General features: G+C 36.1%; 10 protein-coding genes and 5 pseudogenes. 6 read left to right on the plus strand and 9 right to left on the minus strand.

Annotated features, from left to right (window positions below):
• Positions 1-54: 54 nt before the first annotated feature.
• The 3 pseudogenes from ACFILD_RS00595 to ACFILD_RS00605 form a co-directional block, all read right to left on the minus strand.
• Positions 55-237, minus strand: a pseudogene (locus tag ACFILD_RS00595) (helix-turn-helix transcriptional regulator); the annotation flags it as partial.
• Between the two features lie 165 nt (positions 238-402).
• A pseudogene (locus ACFILD_RS00600) lies at positions 403-1,058 on the minus strand (lambda exonuclease family protein); the annotation flags it as partial.
• 186 nt (positions 1,059-1,244) lie between these two features.
• Positions 1,245-1,549, minus strand: a pseudogene (locus tag ACFILD_RS00605) (type II toxin-antitoxin system RelE/ParE family toxin).
• 110 nt (positions 1,550-1,659) lie between these two features.
• Between ACFILD_RS00605 and ACFILD_RS00610 the strand changes: the two are divergent.
• The 3 genes and pseudogenes from ACFILD_RS00610 (at position 1,660) to ACFILD_RS00620 (ending at position 2,881) form a co-directional block, all read left to right on the plus strand.
• A pseudogene (locus tag ACFILD_RS00610) lies at positions 1,660-2,322 on the plus strand (lysozyme).
• Complete coding sequence (locus tag ACFILD_RS00615) at positions 2,319-2,546, plus strand: hypothetical protein (RefSeq protein WP_375664634.1); 228 nt, start codon at positions 2,319-2,321, stop codon at positions 2,544-2,546. Before ACFILD_RS00610 ends, ACFILD_RS00615 begins: the two are co-directional and overlap by 4 nt.
• A 131-nt stretch (positions 2,547-2,677) precedes the next feature.
• Positions 2,678-2,881 (plus strand): hypothetical protein, encoded by a 204-nt coding sequence (locus ACFILD_RS00620; RefSeq protein ID WP_375664635.1) that lies wholly within the window; start codon positions 2,678-2,680, stop codon positions 2,879-2,881.
• Between the two features lie 125 nt (positions 2,882-3,006).
• On the opposite strand, the gene ACFILD_RS00625 is transcribed toward ACFILD_RS00620, so the two are convergent.
• The 6 genes and pseudogenes from ACFILD_RS00625 to ACFILD_RS00650 form a co-directional block, all read right to left on the minus strand.
• Positions 3,007-3,336: a hypothetical protein gene (locus tag ACFILD_RS00625; protein ID WP_342753367.1), complete on the minus strand. Its 330-nt coding sequence runs from the start codon at positions 3,334-3,336 to the stop codon at positions 3,007-3,009.
• Positions 3,337-3,515: 179 nt separating this feature from the next.
• Positions 3,516-3,647 carry a hypothetical protein gene (locus tag ACFILD_RS00630; protein ID WP_375660843.1) on the minus strand — a complete coding sequence of 44 codons (132 nt, stop codon included), beginning with the start codon at positions 3,645-3,647 and terminating at the stop codon, positions 3,516-3,518.
• A gap of 24 nt (positions 3,648-3,671) precedes the next feature.
• Positions 3,672-3,737: pseudogene (locus ACFILD_RS00635) on the minus strand (hypothetical protein); the annotation flags it as partial.
• Between the two features lie 969 nt (positions 3,738-4,706).
• Positions 4,707-5,651 carry an outer membrane protein gene (locus tag ACFILD_RS00640; protein WP_375660842.1) on the minus strand — a complete coding sequence of 315 codons (945 nt, stop codon included), beginning with the start codon at positions 5,649-5,651 and terminating at the stop codon, positions 4,707-4,709.
• A 565-nt stretch (positions 5,652-6,216) separates the two neighbouring features.
• Entirely contained in the window at positions 6,217-6,489 is a 273-nt protein-coding gene (locus ACFILD_RS00645) for a hypothetical protein (protein WP_273790700.1), read from the minus strand.
• On the minus strand, positions 6,483-8,858 hold the full coding sequence (locus ACFILD_RS00650; RefSeq protein ID WP_375663672.1) for a mechanosensitive ion channel domain-containing protein: 2,376 nt from the start codon (positions 8,856-8,858) through the stop codon (positions 6,483-6,485). The genes ACFILD_RS00645 and ACFILD_RS00650 overlap by 7 nt, the downstream gene beginning before the upstream one ends.
• 180 nt (positions 8,859-9,038) lie before the next feature.
• On the opposite strand from ACFILD_RS00650, the gene ACFILD_RS00655 reads away from it, so the two are divergent.
• The 3 genes from ACFILD_RS00655 (at position 9,039) to ybaL (ending at position 13,873) form a co-directional block, all read left to right on the plus strand.
• On the plus strand, positions 9,039-9,416 hold the full coding sequence (locus ACFILD_RS00655; protein ID WP_375660840.1) for a hypothetical protein: 378 nt from the start codon (positions 9,039-9,041) through the stop codon (positions 9,414-9,416).
• 92 nt (positions 9,417-9,508) lie between these two features.
• Positions 9,509-12,022 (plus strand): protein translocase subunit SecD, encoded by a 2,514-nt coding sequence (gene secD / locus ACFILD_RS00660; protein ID WP_273790697.1) that lies wholly within the window; start codon positions 9,509-9,511, stop codon positions 12,020-12,022.
• A 99-nt stretch (positions 12,023-12,121) separates the two neighbouring features.
• Entirely contained in the window at positions 12,122-13,873 is a 1,752-nt protein-coding gene (gene ybaL, locus ACFILD_RS00665; RefSeq protein WP_375631222.1) for a YbaL family putative K(+) efflux transporter, read from the plus strand.
• The last annotated feature ends 15 nt before the right edge of the window (positions 13,874-13,888 follow it).

Raw genomic sequence — 13,888 nt, forward strand, 5'->3', positions numbered from 1 at the left:
TTTTTCTTTAAATAGCCATTTTTAGACCACCTTCTACAGTTTATATAATTTTATCTAATTTGTTCTTATTTGCTCCTTATTTTTCTTTGGAGTGAAGGTTAAGATCTCTTTCTTTTCTCCACCTCACTGCTCTCCCTAGCTTATATGGCTCCGGGAAACACCCCCTTGAAGCACCCAATTGCGAATCGTTGTTGTGGATACACTAAAAAGCTGTACACACTCACGTGTCGTTACATAATAATTATATTCTTAAAATAATATAAGAACTTTATCTTATATTATTTTAAAATTCCCATCTATCTCCATCATCAAATATCATCTCATTACCTTTCTCTTTTTTATATTAATTAAATGGGTGGGGGTGCTTAGGAAAGAGGAGAAGGAGAGAGCACCCCCATAGGTTTAAGCGGCTTTTGTCAAAATCTTTTGCATCTCTTGTTCTATTTCCCCTAAAAAGATTTCGACCGCTTTATTAATCTCTTCAATGTGTTTCTCATCACGGAGAATGCGTTCTATTTTCATTCTCAAACCAGTAGATTTGCCTACAAAGTTTGGATTATAGCTCATGAAATCACACCATTTGCGTCCAGTGCATGCCATTTGGAATTGCATTTGTGCGTGATATTCTGGTTTGATTTCGTCATACATAAAAAAACGCAAATGCGTGGTTGATTGTGGACATTTGACTTCGATTAAACCGTCCTCTCCAATCAACCCATCAGGACTAGCCCCCGCCATTTCCATTTTTGGGTGGGGGATAAACCCGCATCTTGTGACATTGGTGTCATAAATGAATTCATATTCTCTTAAGGCATTCTCTTCATGTTCAATGCCCCATTGCATAGCAGGTGTTGTATAAGATTGGCTTATTTCCCCTATTAAGCGTTCTGTCATGAGTTTCGTTTTGTAATNCCTATTAAGCGTTCTGTCATGAGTTTCGTTTTGTAATCTTCATATTTGCTTGTAGGCAAACCTTTTGCTGTCTTACTGAGTACGTTGTAGACATTAGATGCGGTGACTTTCCCTAACCTTGCTTGAAAACATTCTGCTGTTCTTTGTCCATCTCACACCGCCGTTTGTTGCTCTTATTGTGCTTGATTCATTTGCGAGCATTGCTTTTTTTTCAAAGAAAACAAAGCGATCTTGGCTTGTTTATAAGACATATCTGTTAGATTTTTTTGCTCCTATGAAGGCATCCTCTAATAAAATCTTTAGGTGTATTAAAATATTCACTTGCATCAAATTTAGTAATTTCCATGTTTTATTTTCTTTACTAATTGAAGAGCTTTTTCGATATCCTTTTGTTGTATAGATTTATCACCAACATTCAGTAATAAGATAATCTCTTTATCTTTATTTGAAAAAATAAACACGATAGCCTGGGTTCGTGATTTAGTTTTAATTCTCCAATTTCACGAAAATATTTCATATCACCTAAAAGACCATATTCAAGGCGAAAAATACGTGCAGCAACCTTCTTTTGCGCTTGTTTGTCTTTTAATGAATCTAACCACTTTATAAAATATAGTGTTTTTTTGACAACAAACATCTGTGTTTATATGCTACATAGATTTTAACAAGCTATCTTTCCGAATGAGAAAGATGTCAATTTTTTAATCCAGCTCTGCTTTTTGCGGAGCTTTTTTTATGGAGAATCACATGCAAAAAATATCATCAGAAGGACTAGCACTTATTAAACAATGGGAAGGTTTGCGTTTGAACGCCTATAAAGATGCCATTGGGGTGTGAGCAATAGGTTATGGACATACAAACAGTGCTGGAAAACCTTTTGTTCACAAAAGCATGACAATCACTGAAAAGCAAGCAGAAGAACTTCTTTGCCAAGACTTAAGACAATTTGATAATGCTGTTGAACGCGCGGTTACAGTTTCATTAACTGATGAACAATTCGCGGCGTTAGTCTCCTTTTGCTATAATGTAGGAACAGGAGCCTTTTGTAACTCGACACTGTTAAAAAAGCTCAATCAAGGTGAATATGAAGCTGTCCCTGCAGAGCTACAGAAATGGACCAAAGCAGGCGGGAAGCGTCTTGAAGGTCTAGCACACCGGCGTGCGGCAGAAACAGGCTTATGGGCGAAAGGGGCTTTTGTTTCCTCCAATTATCAAACAGTAGAAACGCAAGCACCAACGGGGGTTTTCAAAGCAGAAGCCCTTGCACCGATTATTGGCTCTTTTTCTGGGCTTGGAGGCTTATTAGCTGGAAATGGACCAATCCAATGGGCTTTGGCCACCATTATGGTTTTAGCCGCATGTGCTGGCATTTTCTTTGTTGCTAAACGCTTTCAGGAGCATCGTCTATGATCTTATGGATGAAAAGAAATCTGATGCTAACAGGCGCGGCTTTAGCCGCTTTTTTTATGATTTTAGCAAGAGCTTTTAATCTTGGGAAAAAAGCAGAGCAACAAAAGCAAACAGAAAAAGCTTTAAAAGCAGCCACAACACGGCTGGAGGTGGAAAGTGAAGTTAATCAAAAAAGTGATGCTGATGTGCGTGCTGCTCTCTCTGACTGGTTGCGCGACAAATAAATATGTTTCTTCTTGTGTTGGCTGGTTGCCAATTTATTTAAGCCAGCAAGATCTGAACGCCATCAGTTCAAACTTAGCAAGAGAGATCTTAAAGCACAATAATCTAGGTGAACGCGTGTGTGGGTGGAAACATGGCTAGAAAAAAAACACAAGACGATACAGAGCTTACAGAAGCAGAAAAAGAAATCCTTCAAGCAATCATCATGACCTACAAAAGTGTAAAAGTGATGTCACGTTATACAAAATGGATTGTATTCATCCTCTTTTTGCTTATCCTTGATTTTGCTCGTCTTATGGATGTGATAGACAATGTCTGTGCACGTTTAAAACAGTGACTAACCAAAAACTGAAAGCTTTACCCTTCCCCGCTTTTAACACAAGGAATGAGAGATTATATCGTAATCTATCCGCTAATCGCTTAAGTGTTTCTTAGACACCTGACTTGATAATAGACATATTATCAAGCCTCTCCTGATATAAAAGACGCCCATTGTTCTAAGGGGACACGGCGCTGTTCTAAAAAATCCGTCCGCATGTAAGCCTTTGTCACTGACTTCTCAACTGAATACGCAAGAACAGATTCTGCAATTTCAAATGATGTTGACGTTGTCTCTGCTATCCAGTCCCGCAGAATCGATCTGAAACCATGAAGTCTATAATCAAAACCTTTGTCTTTCATGAAGTTAGAAAGTGCTACATCCGATATAGGCTTTCCAGAACTCTCAGCAAATAAAAAAACATTCTTTTGCTTTTTCAATAACAGCAAGCGCTTCAGCTGTAAGCGGCACATGAAAGTCAGAAACCTTTCCAACAATTCTCTTCATATTTTCTTTTGGGATAATCCATATTGATCTATAAATCTCTTCTGACCGAATATGCCTGATTGGAATAGAACGCCCTCCCCCCGTCAAAATAAGAAGTGTTAAGGCTAGATTTGATACAAGCTCATCATTTTAAGATTGAAAAAACTTAGGCATTTTTTCCATGGCATTGCTGGATATTTTTGGTATTTTGAATAAACTTTTCTAATAAAGCTTTTGCTTTTAATTGCATATCCACATCTATACCAAGTGCCGCCGCATGTTTTATAGCTATATTCAAGTGGGATAGAGTTTTACTTGCTGTTTCGTTTTTTGTCTTCCAAATGGGAGAAATGCATCCTTTTATATCAATTTGCGTCAGTTCAGTAATTGGCGTATCATCAAATTTAGGAAAAACATGTTACTCAAGAGGTATTAGCCACCTTGCTGCTTTTCCTTCATTTTTCAATTCGTTTTTTTGCTTAAAACGCACTGGAGGCAATTTCTCGTAAAGAAATACCACCCCTGCCCGACGCAAATTTTCTTTTTGTTTTCGGCAAATTGGGTCAATTCCTTGATCCAAAAGATCACAACAAGCTGAAGTTTTGAACCATGCTTCTTTTAAAGGTATCTTGCTACAAGAGCCTAATCCCATTTCTCGTCGTCTTTTATTGAGGTAAAATCTAAAAAACTATCATCCTTGATCTGGTGTAGTTTTGATAAGCCATAAACCAGCTTTGTCAGCATATTTGCCTTTAGATAGATACAGATAAGACAGACAGTCTATCACGTGTTCTTGTTCTTCGAACCACCTTTTAAAAACCATCTTTTGAATCGCACTTAGAGCACTTTCATCTGGTACAAAGATTATATATAAAAGGCAATTTAATAAATAAATAAAAACAATTAGTTATTAAATAGAACAAAGATAAACCGCGCTATCAGATGATATTGTAGAGAGTTCTAAGGGAAGAAAAAATTGGTGCACAAACGTGCACGCCGCCCGCATCGTTCTATGTGAATTTTCTTTATTTTCTCATTACTTAGATAGTAAAAACTCTCTTTAAATTTACTGTTTGTAACTCTATAACGATATTATAAAATGATAACTGTAATAATATGAAAGACGAATTAATCCTTCTTTGCTAACAAATATTTCAACCACACCTCGTGAACTAAAAATTTTTCATTCTTAACAATTAAGAATCTGAGTAACTCTTCCTTACCTCCTCATTCTAACTCAAAGTCAAAGCTCCCTTTTTTCACCATAAAATAGTATTTGCAATGCATAAAATTAAAAAATAAAGGCCCTATCAAAGAAATAGGACCTCTTAAATTTAAGCTCCTTTATCCTACAAAACTAGAATTTGTAAGCTATTCCTGCGCGAAAATCATTCGTCTTATACTTAACTTCAATCTCGTCTTTAAATTTCTTTTTACCAAAATCTGAGTAACGGTATTCCGCACGCACAACAAAATGGTCTGTCATTGCAAAATCAACACCACCACCGAGAGTATAACCCATCATCGTTTTTGTTACATCCGATGTCCTATTAAATGGCTCACTTCCCGTAATTACTGTCGACAAAATATCTTGAAACTGTCCATAAGAAACACCACCAGCAATATAAGGCATCACACGCCCTGCAGAAAACCCAACACGCACCCGTGTAGCACCTGTCCATTTTTGTTTTAACGTATGATTAAAAGTTAAACTGTCTTTCTCTTCTTTAGCCTCTGTAGCAGAACGAGAAAAGCCTCTACCCTGTCTCCTGACAAGTTTTGCCCTTTTTTGACTTTTTTTTTCTGTACTTGCATCAGTATCACTACCCGATTCTTTAGTACCCAATCCTTCAGTGTCCTTTCCATCAGTATCAGTCCCACCAGCACTCGATTCATCAGCCTGAAATTTTGTTTTTGTATCCTTTTTTTCCGTTAAAACGATATCCGTATCAATCCCCATAATAAAATTATTACCGAGATCAAAATTAACACCCGCATAAAAACCACCTATAAATCCAGAAAGATCGGGCAGATACTGTTTCTCGATGGGGATCCATGGTTTACTTTTACTCTCCTCAGTATGATGGAGAGGAATATCAACATGAGGCGTTATTGCAGAAATTTTACTTGAAAAGCCCCCAACTTGCCCCCCAAAATAAAAACCTGCCCAAGAAAAAGGTGAAGAAGCAACAACTTCTGAGGCAACATGTACTGGCTCTTCGTGAGTCACCACATCTGCAGCCTGTACTATAGAAGGTGAAATCAAAGAAAAAACAGATGCTGTTATAAATTTTGTATTCATAAAATTATACCCCATTGCTAAATTTAAATATAATCAAAAATCACATTTAGAAAAACAAAGTTTTATAAAATCTTATGCCGCAAAATCGCATGTACTCCTTTATAGTTACATTTAAATCTATCACTATACTAATATATCATTACATCAAAATTTAATATTATCAAATAAATTTTAAAATATTATAATAATCAATACTTAAAATAATAAATATTTAATAAAAAAACCTATTATATTTTTAAAAGGAAAAAATATAAAACATTTTGTACCAATAATACTGCAAAAAAATCACAAAATAGTACATTTTATGCATTTTTTATGAGAAAAAATTCTAAAAATGATGTAATAATTTTTAGAAAATTGATATCCATTAAAAATATTATAAATACCTCAATAATCTTACATCAAAAATGTATAACTGTAGATTCTACATAGTATAAAAAATCACACCTATTTTATACTAAAATCATACCTTTTTTCTACCATTTTCTAAAGGATGAGATTATTAATTACGCACAATATCATTATCCTTCTAAATCTTGTCCCCAAACAAAAATTCTCAATTATTTTATTTAAAAATTGCTCTTCCCCTATTGATTTCTATATTATCATCTGCCTTTATTGCAAAACGGTCTTTATTAGGAAAAGTTATAAAACATCCCTTCATACAAATTGTAATTGTTTGATGAGTATTTAAAGAAATTTTTGAAGGTATACTTCCTTCAACAACAATGAGAGATTGTATCTTTAAATCAGTATTCTTCACTGTTGCAGCAAAAGCTGTTATGGTAAAAATACTTAACAGAATAACTGTAATCAAAACATAAGTATATTTCAGCATTCTAAGATTCCTTCCTCAGCAAAACGCTTATATAGGCTAAATCGAAGAGCGTTGGTTATATGAGAAGGTGAAGTAATATTAGGCACATAAATAGCCAAATTAAAGGAAAAACTCTTACGATCAAATGCCGTAAAACTCACCTGTGGGATAGGATTTTTTAAAACGCCTTCTGTCGAAGAAGCAATCTCTAACAAAATTTCAACAACATGCTCTGGAGTAACCTTAGATGATACAATAACTGGTATATCAATTCGTCCTACTTTATTGCGTCGTGTCCAATTACTAACATTATTATTAATAAGGCTTGAATTGGGAATAATAATCGTCTTACGCTGAATAGTCTCAAGTTCCGTTGCACGCACACTAATACGCTTAACAATACCAGCTACTGATCCAGATTCTATATAGTCTCCTATTTTAAATGGTCTTCCAACTAAAATAATAAGTCCAGAGACAAAGTTTTGGACAATATTCTGTAAACCAAAACCTATACCCAGTGAAAGTCCTCCAGCAATAAGAGCGAAATTTCTAAGATCCAAACCTGCCATTGATAATCCCGTCAAAGCAGATACAACAATGCCTCCATAACTTATCACTGTTTTGATAGAATTACGTATACCAGAATCGAACTCTCCATGAATCAACACCACACTATCTAACCAACCAATAAATCGGCGAATAAGAAACCAGCAAACACAAAAAGAAATCATTCCTGTTACAAGAGAAATCAAAGAAAGAGTAATATTTCCAATCTGAAAACCGGTCACCGATTGCCACAAAACTGCTTTTAAATCAGAATAGGAAAATCCAAACTGTACAGCAATTGGTATTGCACAAAATATAACAACAAATAAATTGAGAAAAACGCTCACAAAAACTCCCAATTGATTCATCGTTTTTTCTTCTAAATGAAACCTCTGCATCAAAAGGTGACCAACCGTTGTTTTCATAAATTGGTCTTTAGTTCCAAGTGCTTGAGCGCTTTGTATTCCTAAATACATGAGAACTAAAAATGCTCCATCAATCATAATTTGCTGCATAATAAAACGCGCAAGACCAACATAACCTAAAAAATTCAACACAAAGAGCAGTAATCCCAAGCCAATAAGAGGAATGCGTATGTAAAATGGACAAAAGTATGGCTCTTTTTTTTCTCCTTGAAAACGCCTACGTCTAAACCGCAAAGGTACAAATGATATTATAAACAGCAATATTGCTACAAGAAAAACAGCAATAAAACTTTTAGCAATTGTCAAAGATAGAGGCGCTGAAATGATTTCATAAATACTATCAAGAACAGCGTCAAATGCCAAAACACCCCCTAAAGAAGTGAGTAAAATCACTAATTGATAAGCAGATGATGGTGCAATACTGAGAAGACGCACATGGGGCATATTCGATGATAAAAGAACAATCGCTAAGCGATTGATTAAAAATACTAAAATAATTTGACAACCTATCATATCAAAAACTGTTGTAAGCTTACCTAGATCTAAGTTAAAACTACGAAACAAAAACAACACAAGATAAACGCAAAGAATACATACAAGTGAAGGTAAGAGAACTGAAATAAAGGCAATCAATAAGCGTTGTAAATAAGATATTTCCTCATTAGACTTCGTAAAGTGGCAATACACATGAACAAGAACTTTTTGAGAAAAATACGAAAGACCCAAAGTAATAAAAAGTGGAATTAAAAAGCAAAGAAATAGTTGTAAAAACTTGAAATAAAATATAAAATTCCACCAAGAATCTAACAACAAAAGAAAATCTGATGAAGCCTCTTTTGTTTTTTGGGCGAGATTTTTAACCATCGGAATCGAAAACTCAAGCCTATACGTAAGCGTGCGTTTAAAAAGCTCCCGAGATTGAGAAATAGAAAGTTCAGCTATTCTATTTGCTGCTAAGAAAATTGCTTCAAAACGAAGCATGATACTGTTAATTTTAGCTTTTTGCTCTATCAAGTAAGAATATTCCTTCACTGAGCTTTTCAATTTTTTCACGTCACGATGGAGCTCCGTTAATTGATCAAGAAGTGTATTAATCTCATTAAGAGGAGGACGCAAAACAAATGCTGCCTCAATAGCACGTTCACTGATATCTTGTGCACGTAACCGCAATTCTTCTAAAGCACGCTCATCTTCTGGCTTTCTGTCAAAATCTCTTTTTAAAGTTTCAGTATTTTCTTCAAGAGTCTCAATAATCAACAGTTGTTGTTGAATAATTTCATCAACTGAATAAGAAGCTATCGTTTGTTCGACAATTGTACTTTGTGCCCCCCGATTCCCCCATGCACCAGAATTAAATACAAAGATAATCCCCAAAAGAAGGAAAAGTATGTGGATGTTTTTTCTACAAAATGAATACATATCTACCTTACAAGCACAAAAAGGATTTTATTCCTCTCTTTTAAATATGGTATAAAGCAGCTATTTTCAACTTTTATAGAATAATCTTATAAAAGCTTTCCCTTATCCTATAATACTGATAATAAGATAAAAGAATGATAAATAATATGAACTCAATAAGATTAACGAAGGCACTCTAGCATGTTTTTTTTGCACCTTTATTGCAAAAAAGAAGATTTTCTTCCTTTGACAACCTGGATTTTTCTATCCAGTTTAGGTGTATTCTTGACGAGTACCTTAGGAACGCGTGCTTACTTAATCAAACAATCACACACCAATAATATCATTAAAACGAATAGATTTGATTTACAAAATAAGTGTGATCAGTTGAATGCTACCACAACTGAAAACAAAAAACTTGTAACACCCCATGCAGAATCTATTTTTATGAGAACCGTTCAAAGAATCCTAACATTGGATTTCTTTTTAATAAAGATTCCAGCTGTTGACACACAATTTCGTAACGTTAAAACGCAATATTTCTCAAATAAACGCGCTCCTCCCAATGAACATACTTAATTCTCTTCCTTGAATTATAAAAACGATCATCTTATTTTACTTGTGCTTTTAACTTTGAATAACTGTTAGATTGCCTATTAGCGGAATATATCATGCGTACACCTGGTTGGTTAACTACCCTTTATTGTTTTATTCTTTTAAGCAGCATTTATGTTGCCTTACCCAATTTATTTTCACACGAACAAGTTAAAAACTCGAAATTCTTACCCGACACCCGTGTAGCACTTGGTCTTGACCTTCAAGGAGGCTCTTCTCTCCTGCTCGAGGTTGATAGCAAAACGTTAAAACGCGATCAGTTACATATAGTTTTAAGCAATGTGCGCAATGTATTGCGTGAAAAACAAATCCGCACCTCAAGTGTGCGTATCGTTGAAGATAGCGTTATTGCCCTTATTTCTGACCCATCGCAAACTGAAAAAGCACTCTCTGCTTTGAAAACATTAATAACCCCCATACACAGTAGCTTTGGCACAACAGAACATAACATCACGATCAGTGCTCAAAATGAAACTCTCCGCGTCACATTAACGGAAGCTGGTATAAAAGACCGTGTAAGCAATGCTATTGAACAAAGCTTAGAAATCATCCGTCGTCGTATAGATCAAGTTGGTGTTTCAGAACCAGCCATCCAAAAGGTTGGAAATGATCGTATTATGGTCCAATTGCCTGGCCTACAAGATCCAAAACAACTGCGTGATCTTTTAGGAACAACCGCTAAGATGAGTTTTCATCTTGTTCCTTCTAATGTGGATCCCAATAATCCCCCTATAGGTGTTTCTATTCTCCCTGGATACACTGATGCAACACAACATTATGCAATTTATGATCAAATTGCTTTAGATGGAAATGTCCTGAAAGATGCCCGTGCAGGTTTTGACCCCCAAATACCAGGACGTTCCATTATTTCATTTACTCTAGATTCCGCTGGCGCAAAAATATTTGCCGATATAACACGACAAAATATTAACCGTCCTTTTGCCATTGTTCTGGATAATAAGGTTTTAACCGCTCCGACCATCAATAGTGTCATTCCCAATGGACAAGGTCAAATTACAGGAAACTTTGACCCCAAAGAAGCCTCAACTCTGGCTGCTCTGCTTCGTGCTGGTTCCCTCCCCGCACCACTCACGGTCATTGAAGAGAGAACCGTAGGCCCAAATCTTGGTGCTGATGCCATCCAAATGGGACTTTACACCGGCATAATTGGCTTTATTCTTGTTGCAATTTTTATTTTTCTTCTCTACCGTATTTGGGGATTAATTGCCAATATAGCACTAGCTCTGCACACGATTTTAACATTTGCTGCACTGAGTCTTTTGGGAGCTACGCTTACGCTGCCTGGTATTGCTGGTATTATTTTAGGCATCGGTATTGCTGTTGATGCTAATATCCTTATCAATGAACGTATCCGTGAAGAAAGTCGAAAAGGTGTGGGTGCTTTTGCAGCCCTAGATCGTGGATTTAAACACGCTTTTGCAACCATTGTTGATGCAAATGTTACGGCAATTATAGCGACTGTCTTACTATTTTGGTTCGGCACCGGTCCCGTTCGTGGTTTTGCCGTAACAATGTTGCTTGGTATTATCATCTCCATGTTTACAAATATCACCATTGTACGCATCATCATGATTTGGATCGTTCGTAAATGGAAAATTAAAAAGTTGCATATTCACTCTGCTTTCAACATCATGCCACAAAACACAACTTTCCACTTTATGAAAGCACGCTTCATTGGTATTGGCGTCTCAATTGTTTTATCAATGGCTTCAGTTTTTCTCTTTTTTAAGCCTGGATTGAATTTTGGTATTGATTTCATTGGCGGAAGCCAAATGAGTATTACCACGAAAGCACCAGCAGATCTAGCAACTCTGCGTTCCAAGCTTTCTACTCTTAATGTTGGTGAAGTTTCCTTGCAAAATATTGATAACGAAAACACCGTATTAATTCGCATGCAGAAACAAAGCGGTAGCGAAGCACAACAAACCATCGCCATTGATAAGGTTAAAACAGCTGTACAAAATATCTATCCCGATACCACATTCGATCAAATAGAAGTTGTGGGTCCCAAAATTTCAGGCGAGCTTGCCACAGCTGCTTTTACTGCTGTTATTCTTGCGGCTATTGCCATGTCTCTCTATATATGGTTACGCTTCGAGTGGTTCTTTGCCGTTGGAGCAATTATCACTCTCATTCTAGACACCACAAAAATGATTGGCTTTTTTGCTTTATTTCAATTTGATTTTAATTTAACAGCTATCGCTGCGCTCTTAACAATTGTTGGATATTCTATAAATGATAAAGTTGTCGTCTATGATAGGATGCGCGAAAATATGCGTCTTTATAAAAAAATGCCGTTGCGTGAGCTGATTGATCTGTCAATTAATCAGGTTCTTGTACGTTGTTTTTTTACATCAGCTACAACAATTCTTGCGATGCTCCCCATGGCGATATGGGGTGGAAGTGCTGTTCATAATTTTGCATTACCCATGGTCTTTGGGATTATTATTGCAACATCATCCTCTATCTTTATTGCTGCTCCTATTTTACTCCTGCTAGGAAATTGGTGGCGTGAGCGAAATAATCGTGCAAATATCAAAGTGAAATAAAAATGCCCTTTAATGCGTATGGTACATCTCGCCTCTCTTCTCATAGAAATATAGTCGTTTTCATTCATTCGCTTTTTGATCAAGAATAGTAAATAATCCATGCTCCACGACACACCACTTATCACAACTATTGTTGCAGGCTTATGTTTAGCATTTCTCTTGGGAATGATTGCTAGCCGTTTACGTATTTCACCACTTGTAGGCTATTTGTTAGCTGGTGTTATTGTGGGACCCAATACAGGCGGATTTAAAATAGATTCCGTCATCATTAATCAACTTGCTGAAATTGGTATTATTTTGCTGATGTTTGGTGTTGGGCTCCACTTTTCATTAAAAGACCTTTTATCTGTCAAAGCTATTGCTGTCCCTGCTGCTATTGCACAAATGGCATTTTCTACTTTTCTAGGTTTGTGCCTTGGTCTGATTATGGGATGGGGCTTCAGTGGTAGTTTGATCTTCGGTCTTGCTTTATCCATAGCAAGTACTGTTATCCTGCTACGTGCTTTGCAAGAGCGTCATCTTATTGAAACAGAAAAAGGACGCATTGCCGTTGGATGGTTGATTATTGAGGATTTAGCAATGGTCCTTATACTTGTCCTCATCCCTTCCTTGGCAAGTGCTCTCAGCAATACCAAAAAAGAAGCGTTGGATCCTCTTGTTCAATGGTTGGATTTAAGTATTTGGGGTATTTTTGGTCTCACCATCCTGAAAGTAATTGTATTTATTGCACTTATGCTCGTCATTGGGCGACGCGTTATCCCATGGCTTTTAAAAATGAGCGCACAATCGGGATCACGTGAATTATTTCGTCTTAGCGTCTTTGCTATTGCATTAGGAGTAGCTTTCGGAGCCGCTCATTTATTTGGTGTTTCCCTTTCTCTTGGTGCTTTTTTTGCTGGTATGGTCATGAGCGAATCAGAATTAAGCCACCGTGCCGCGGAAGAATCTTTACCACTGCGCGATGCTTTTTCTGTTCTCTTTTTTGTTTCTGTAGGCATGTTATTTGACCCCGAGAAACTCTTAACTCATTTTTTTCCTCTCTTAGCAACCTTATTCATTATCGTAATCGGAAAATCTGCTGTTGCCTTTTTCATCGTTAAGGCTTTTCGCTATTCTAATGCAACAGCTTTGACTATTTCTGCAAGCCTTGCCCAAATCGGAGAATTTTCCTTTATCCTCGCTGGTTTAAGTTTAAGCTTAGGACTTTTAAACAATGACGCTCATGATTTAATTCTTGGAGGAGCAATTTTTTCTATTTTGCTTAATCCTCTTGTTTTCATTGCCTGTAATAAAATTAAAAAACGTTTAGAAAAAAATTCTGCATCTTCACAAAATACCCAAACAATTATTGATATTGATCCACAAGATCCTGACCAAGATTTTTTACCGATGACCTTAAAAAATAACCATATCGTAATTATTGGCTATGGTCGTATCGGTAAGTGTGTTGCATTATCTTTAATAAATAGAGGTGAACCTATAGTGATCGTAGAAGAATCAAAACGCCTCTCTGATAAAGCGATTGCAGATGGCTTTGAGGCTATTTGCGGCAATATCATTCAACAAGAAATAATGAACGCAGCAAATATAAATAATGCACATAAAGTTGTTATTACAATGCGAAGTACCATTGAAGTAGGAGAATGTATCGTGAATATCCGTGATATGAAGAAAGATATCCAAATAATCACACATGCATTATCCGACACAGAAACAACATATCTCATTGATTTAGGTGCTGATGTTGTAGTAACAGATGATGAAGAAATTGCCAATGGCATTATAGAGTATATAACAGAACGAAGATCTGTAAGGAATATGCTCAATCATGAAAATTTACAGAAAACATAAAATGGATACAGAATC

The sequence above is a fragment of the Bartonella sp. CL162QHHD genome (assembly GCF_042195435.1).
Lineage (GTDB): Bacteria > Pseudomonadota > Alphaproteobacteria > Rhizobiales > Rhizobiaceae > Bartonella.

Excerpts from the sequence above, each read along its gene's own strand:
- ACFILD_RS00615 (WP_375664634.1), top strand. The coding sequence starts at position 2,319 with ATGATCTTATGGATGAAAAGAAATCTGATGCTAACAGGCGCGGCTTTA.
- ACFILD_RS00620 (WP_375664635.1), top strand. The coding sequence starts at position 2,678 with ATGGCTAGAAAAAAAACACAAGACGATACAGAGCTTACAGAAGCAGAA.
- ACFILD_RS00625 (WP_342753367.1), bottom strand. The coding sequence starts at position 3,336 with ATGTGCCGCTTACAGCTGAAGCGCTTGCTGTTATTGAAAAAGCAAAAG.
- ACFILD_RS00640 (WP_375660842.1), bottom strand. The coding sequence starts at position 5,651 with ATGAATACAAAATTTATAACAGCATCTGTTTTTTCTTTGATTTCACCT.
- ACFILD_RS00645 (WP_273790700.1), bottom strand. The coding sequence starts at position 6,489 with ATGCTGAAATATACTTATGTTTTGATTACAGTTATTCTGTTAAGTATT.
- ACFILD_RS00650 (WP_375663672.1), bottom strand. The coding sequence starts at position 8,858 with ATGTATTCATTTTGTAGAAAAAACATCCACATACTTTTCCTTCTTTTG.
- ACFILD_RS00655 (WP_375660840.1), top strand. The coding sequence starts at position 9,039 with ATGTTTTTTTTGCACCTTTATTGCAAAAAAGAAGATTTTCTTCCTTTG.
- secD (WP_273790697.1), top strand. The coding sequence starts at position 9,509 with ATGCGTACACCTGGTTGGTTAACTACCCTTTATTGTTTTATTCTTTTA.
- ybaL (WP_375631222.1), top strand. The coding sequence starts at position 12,122 with ATGCTCCACGACACACCACTTATCACAACTATTGTTGCAGGCTTATGT.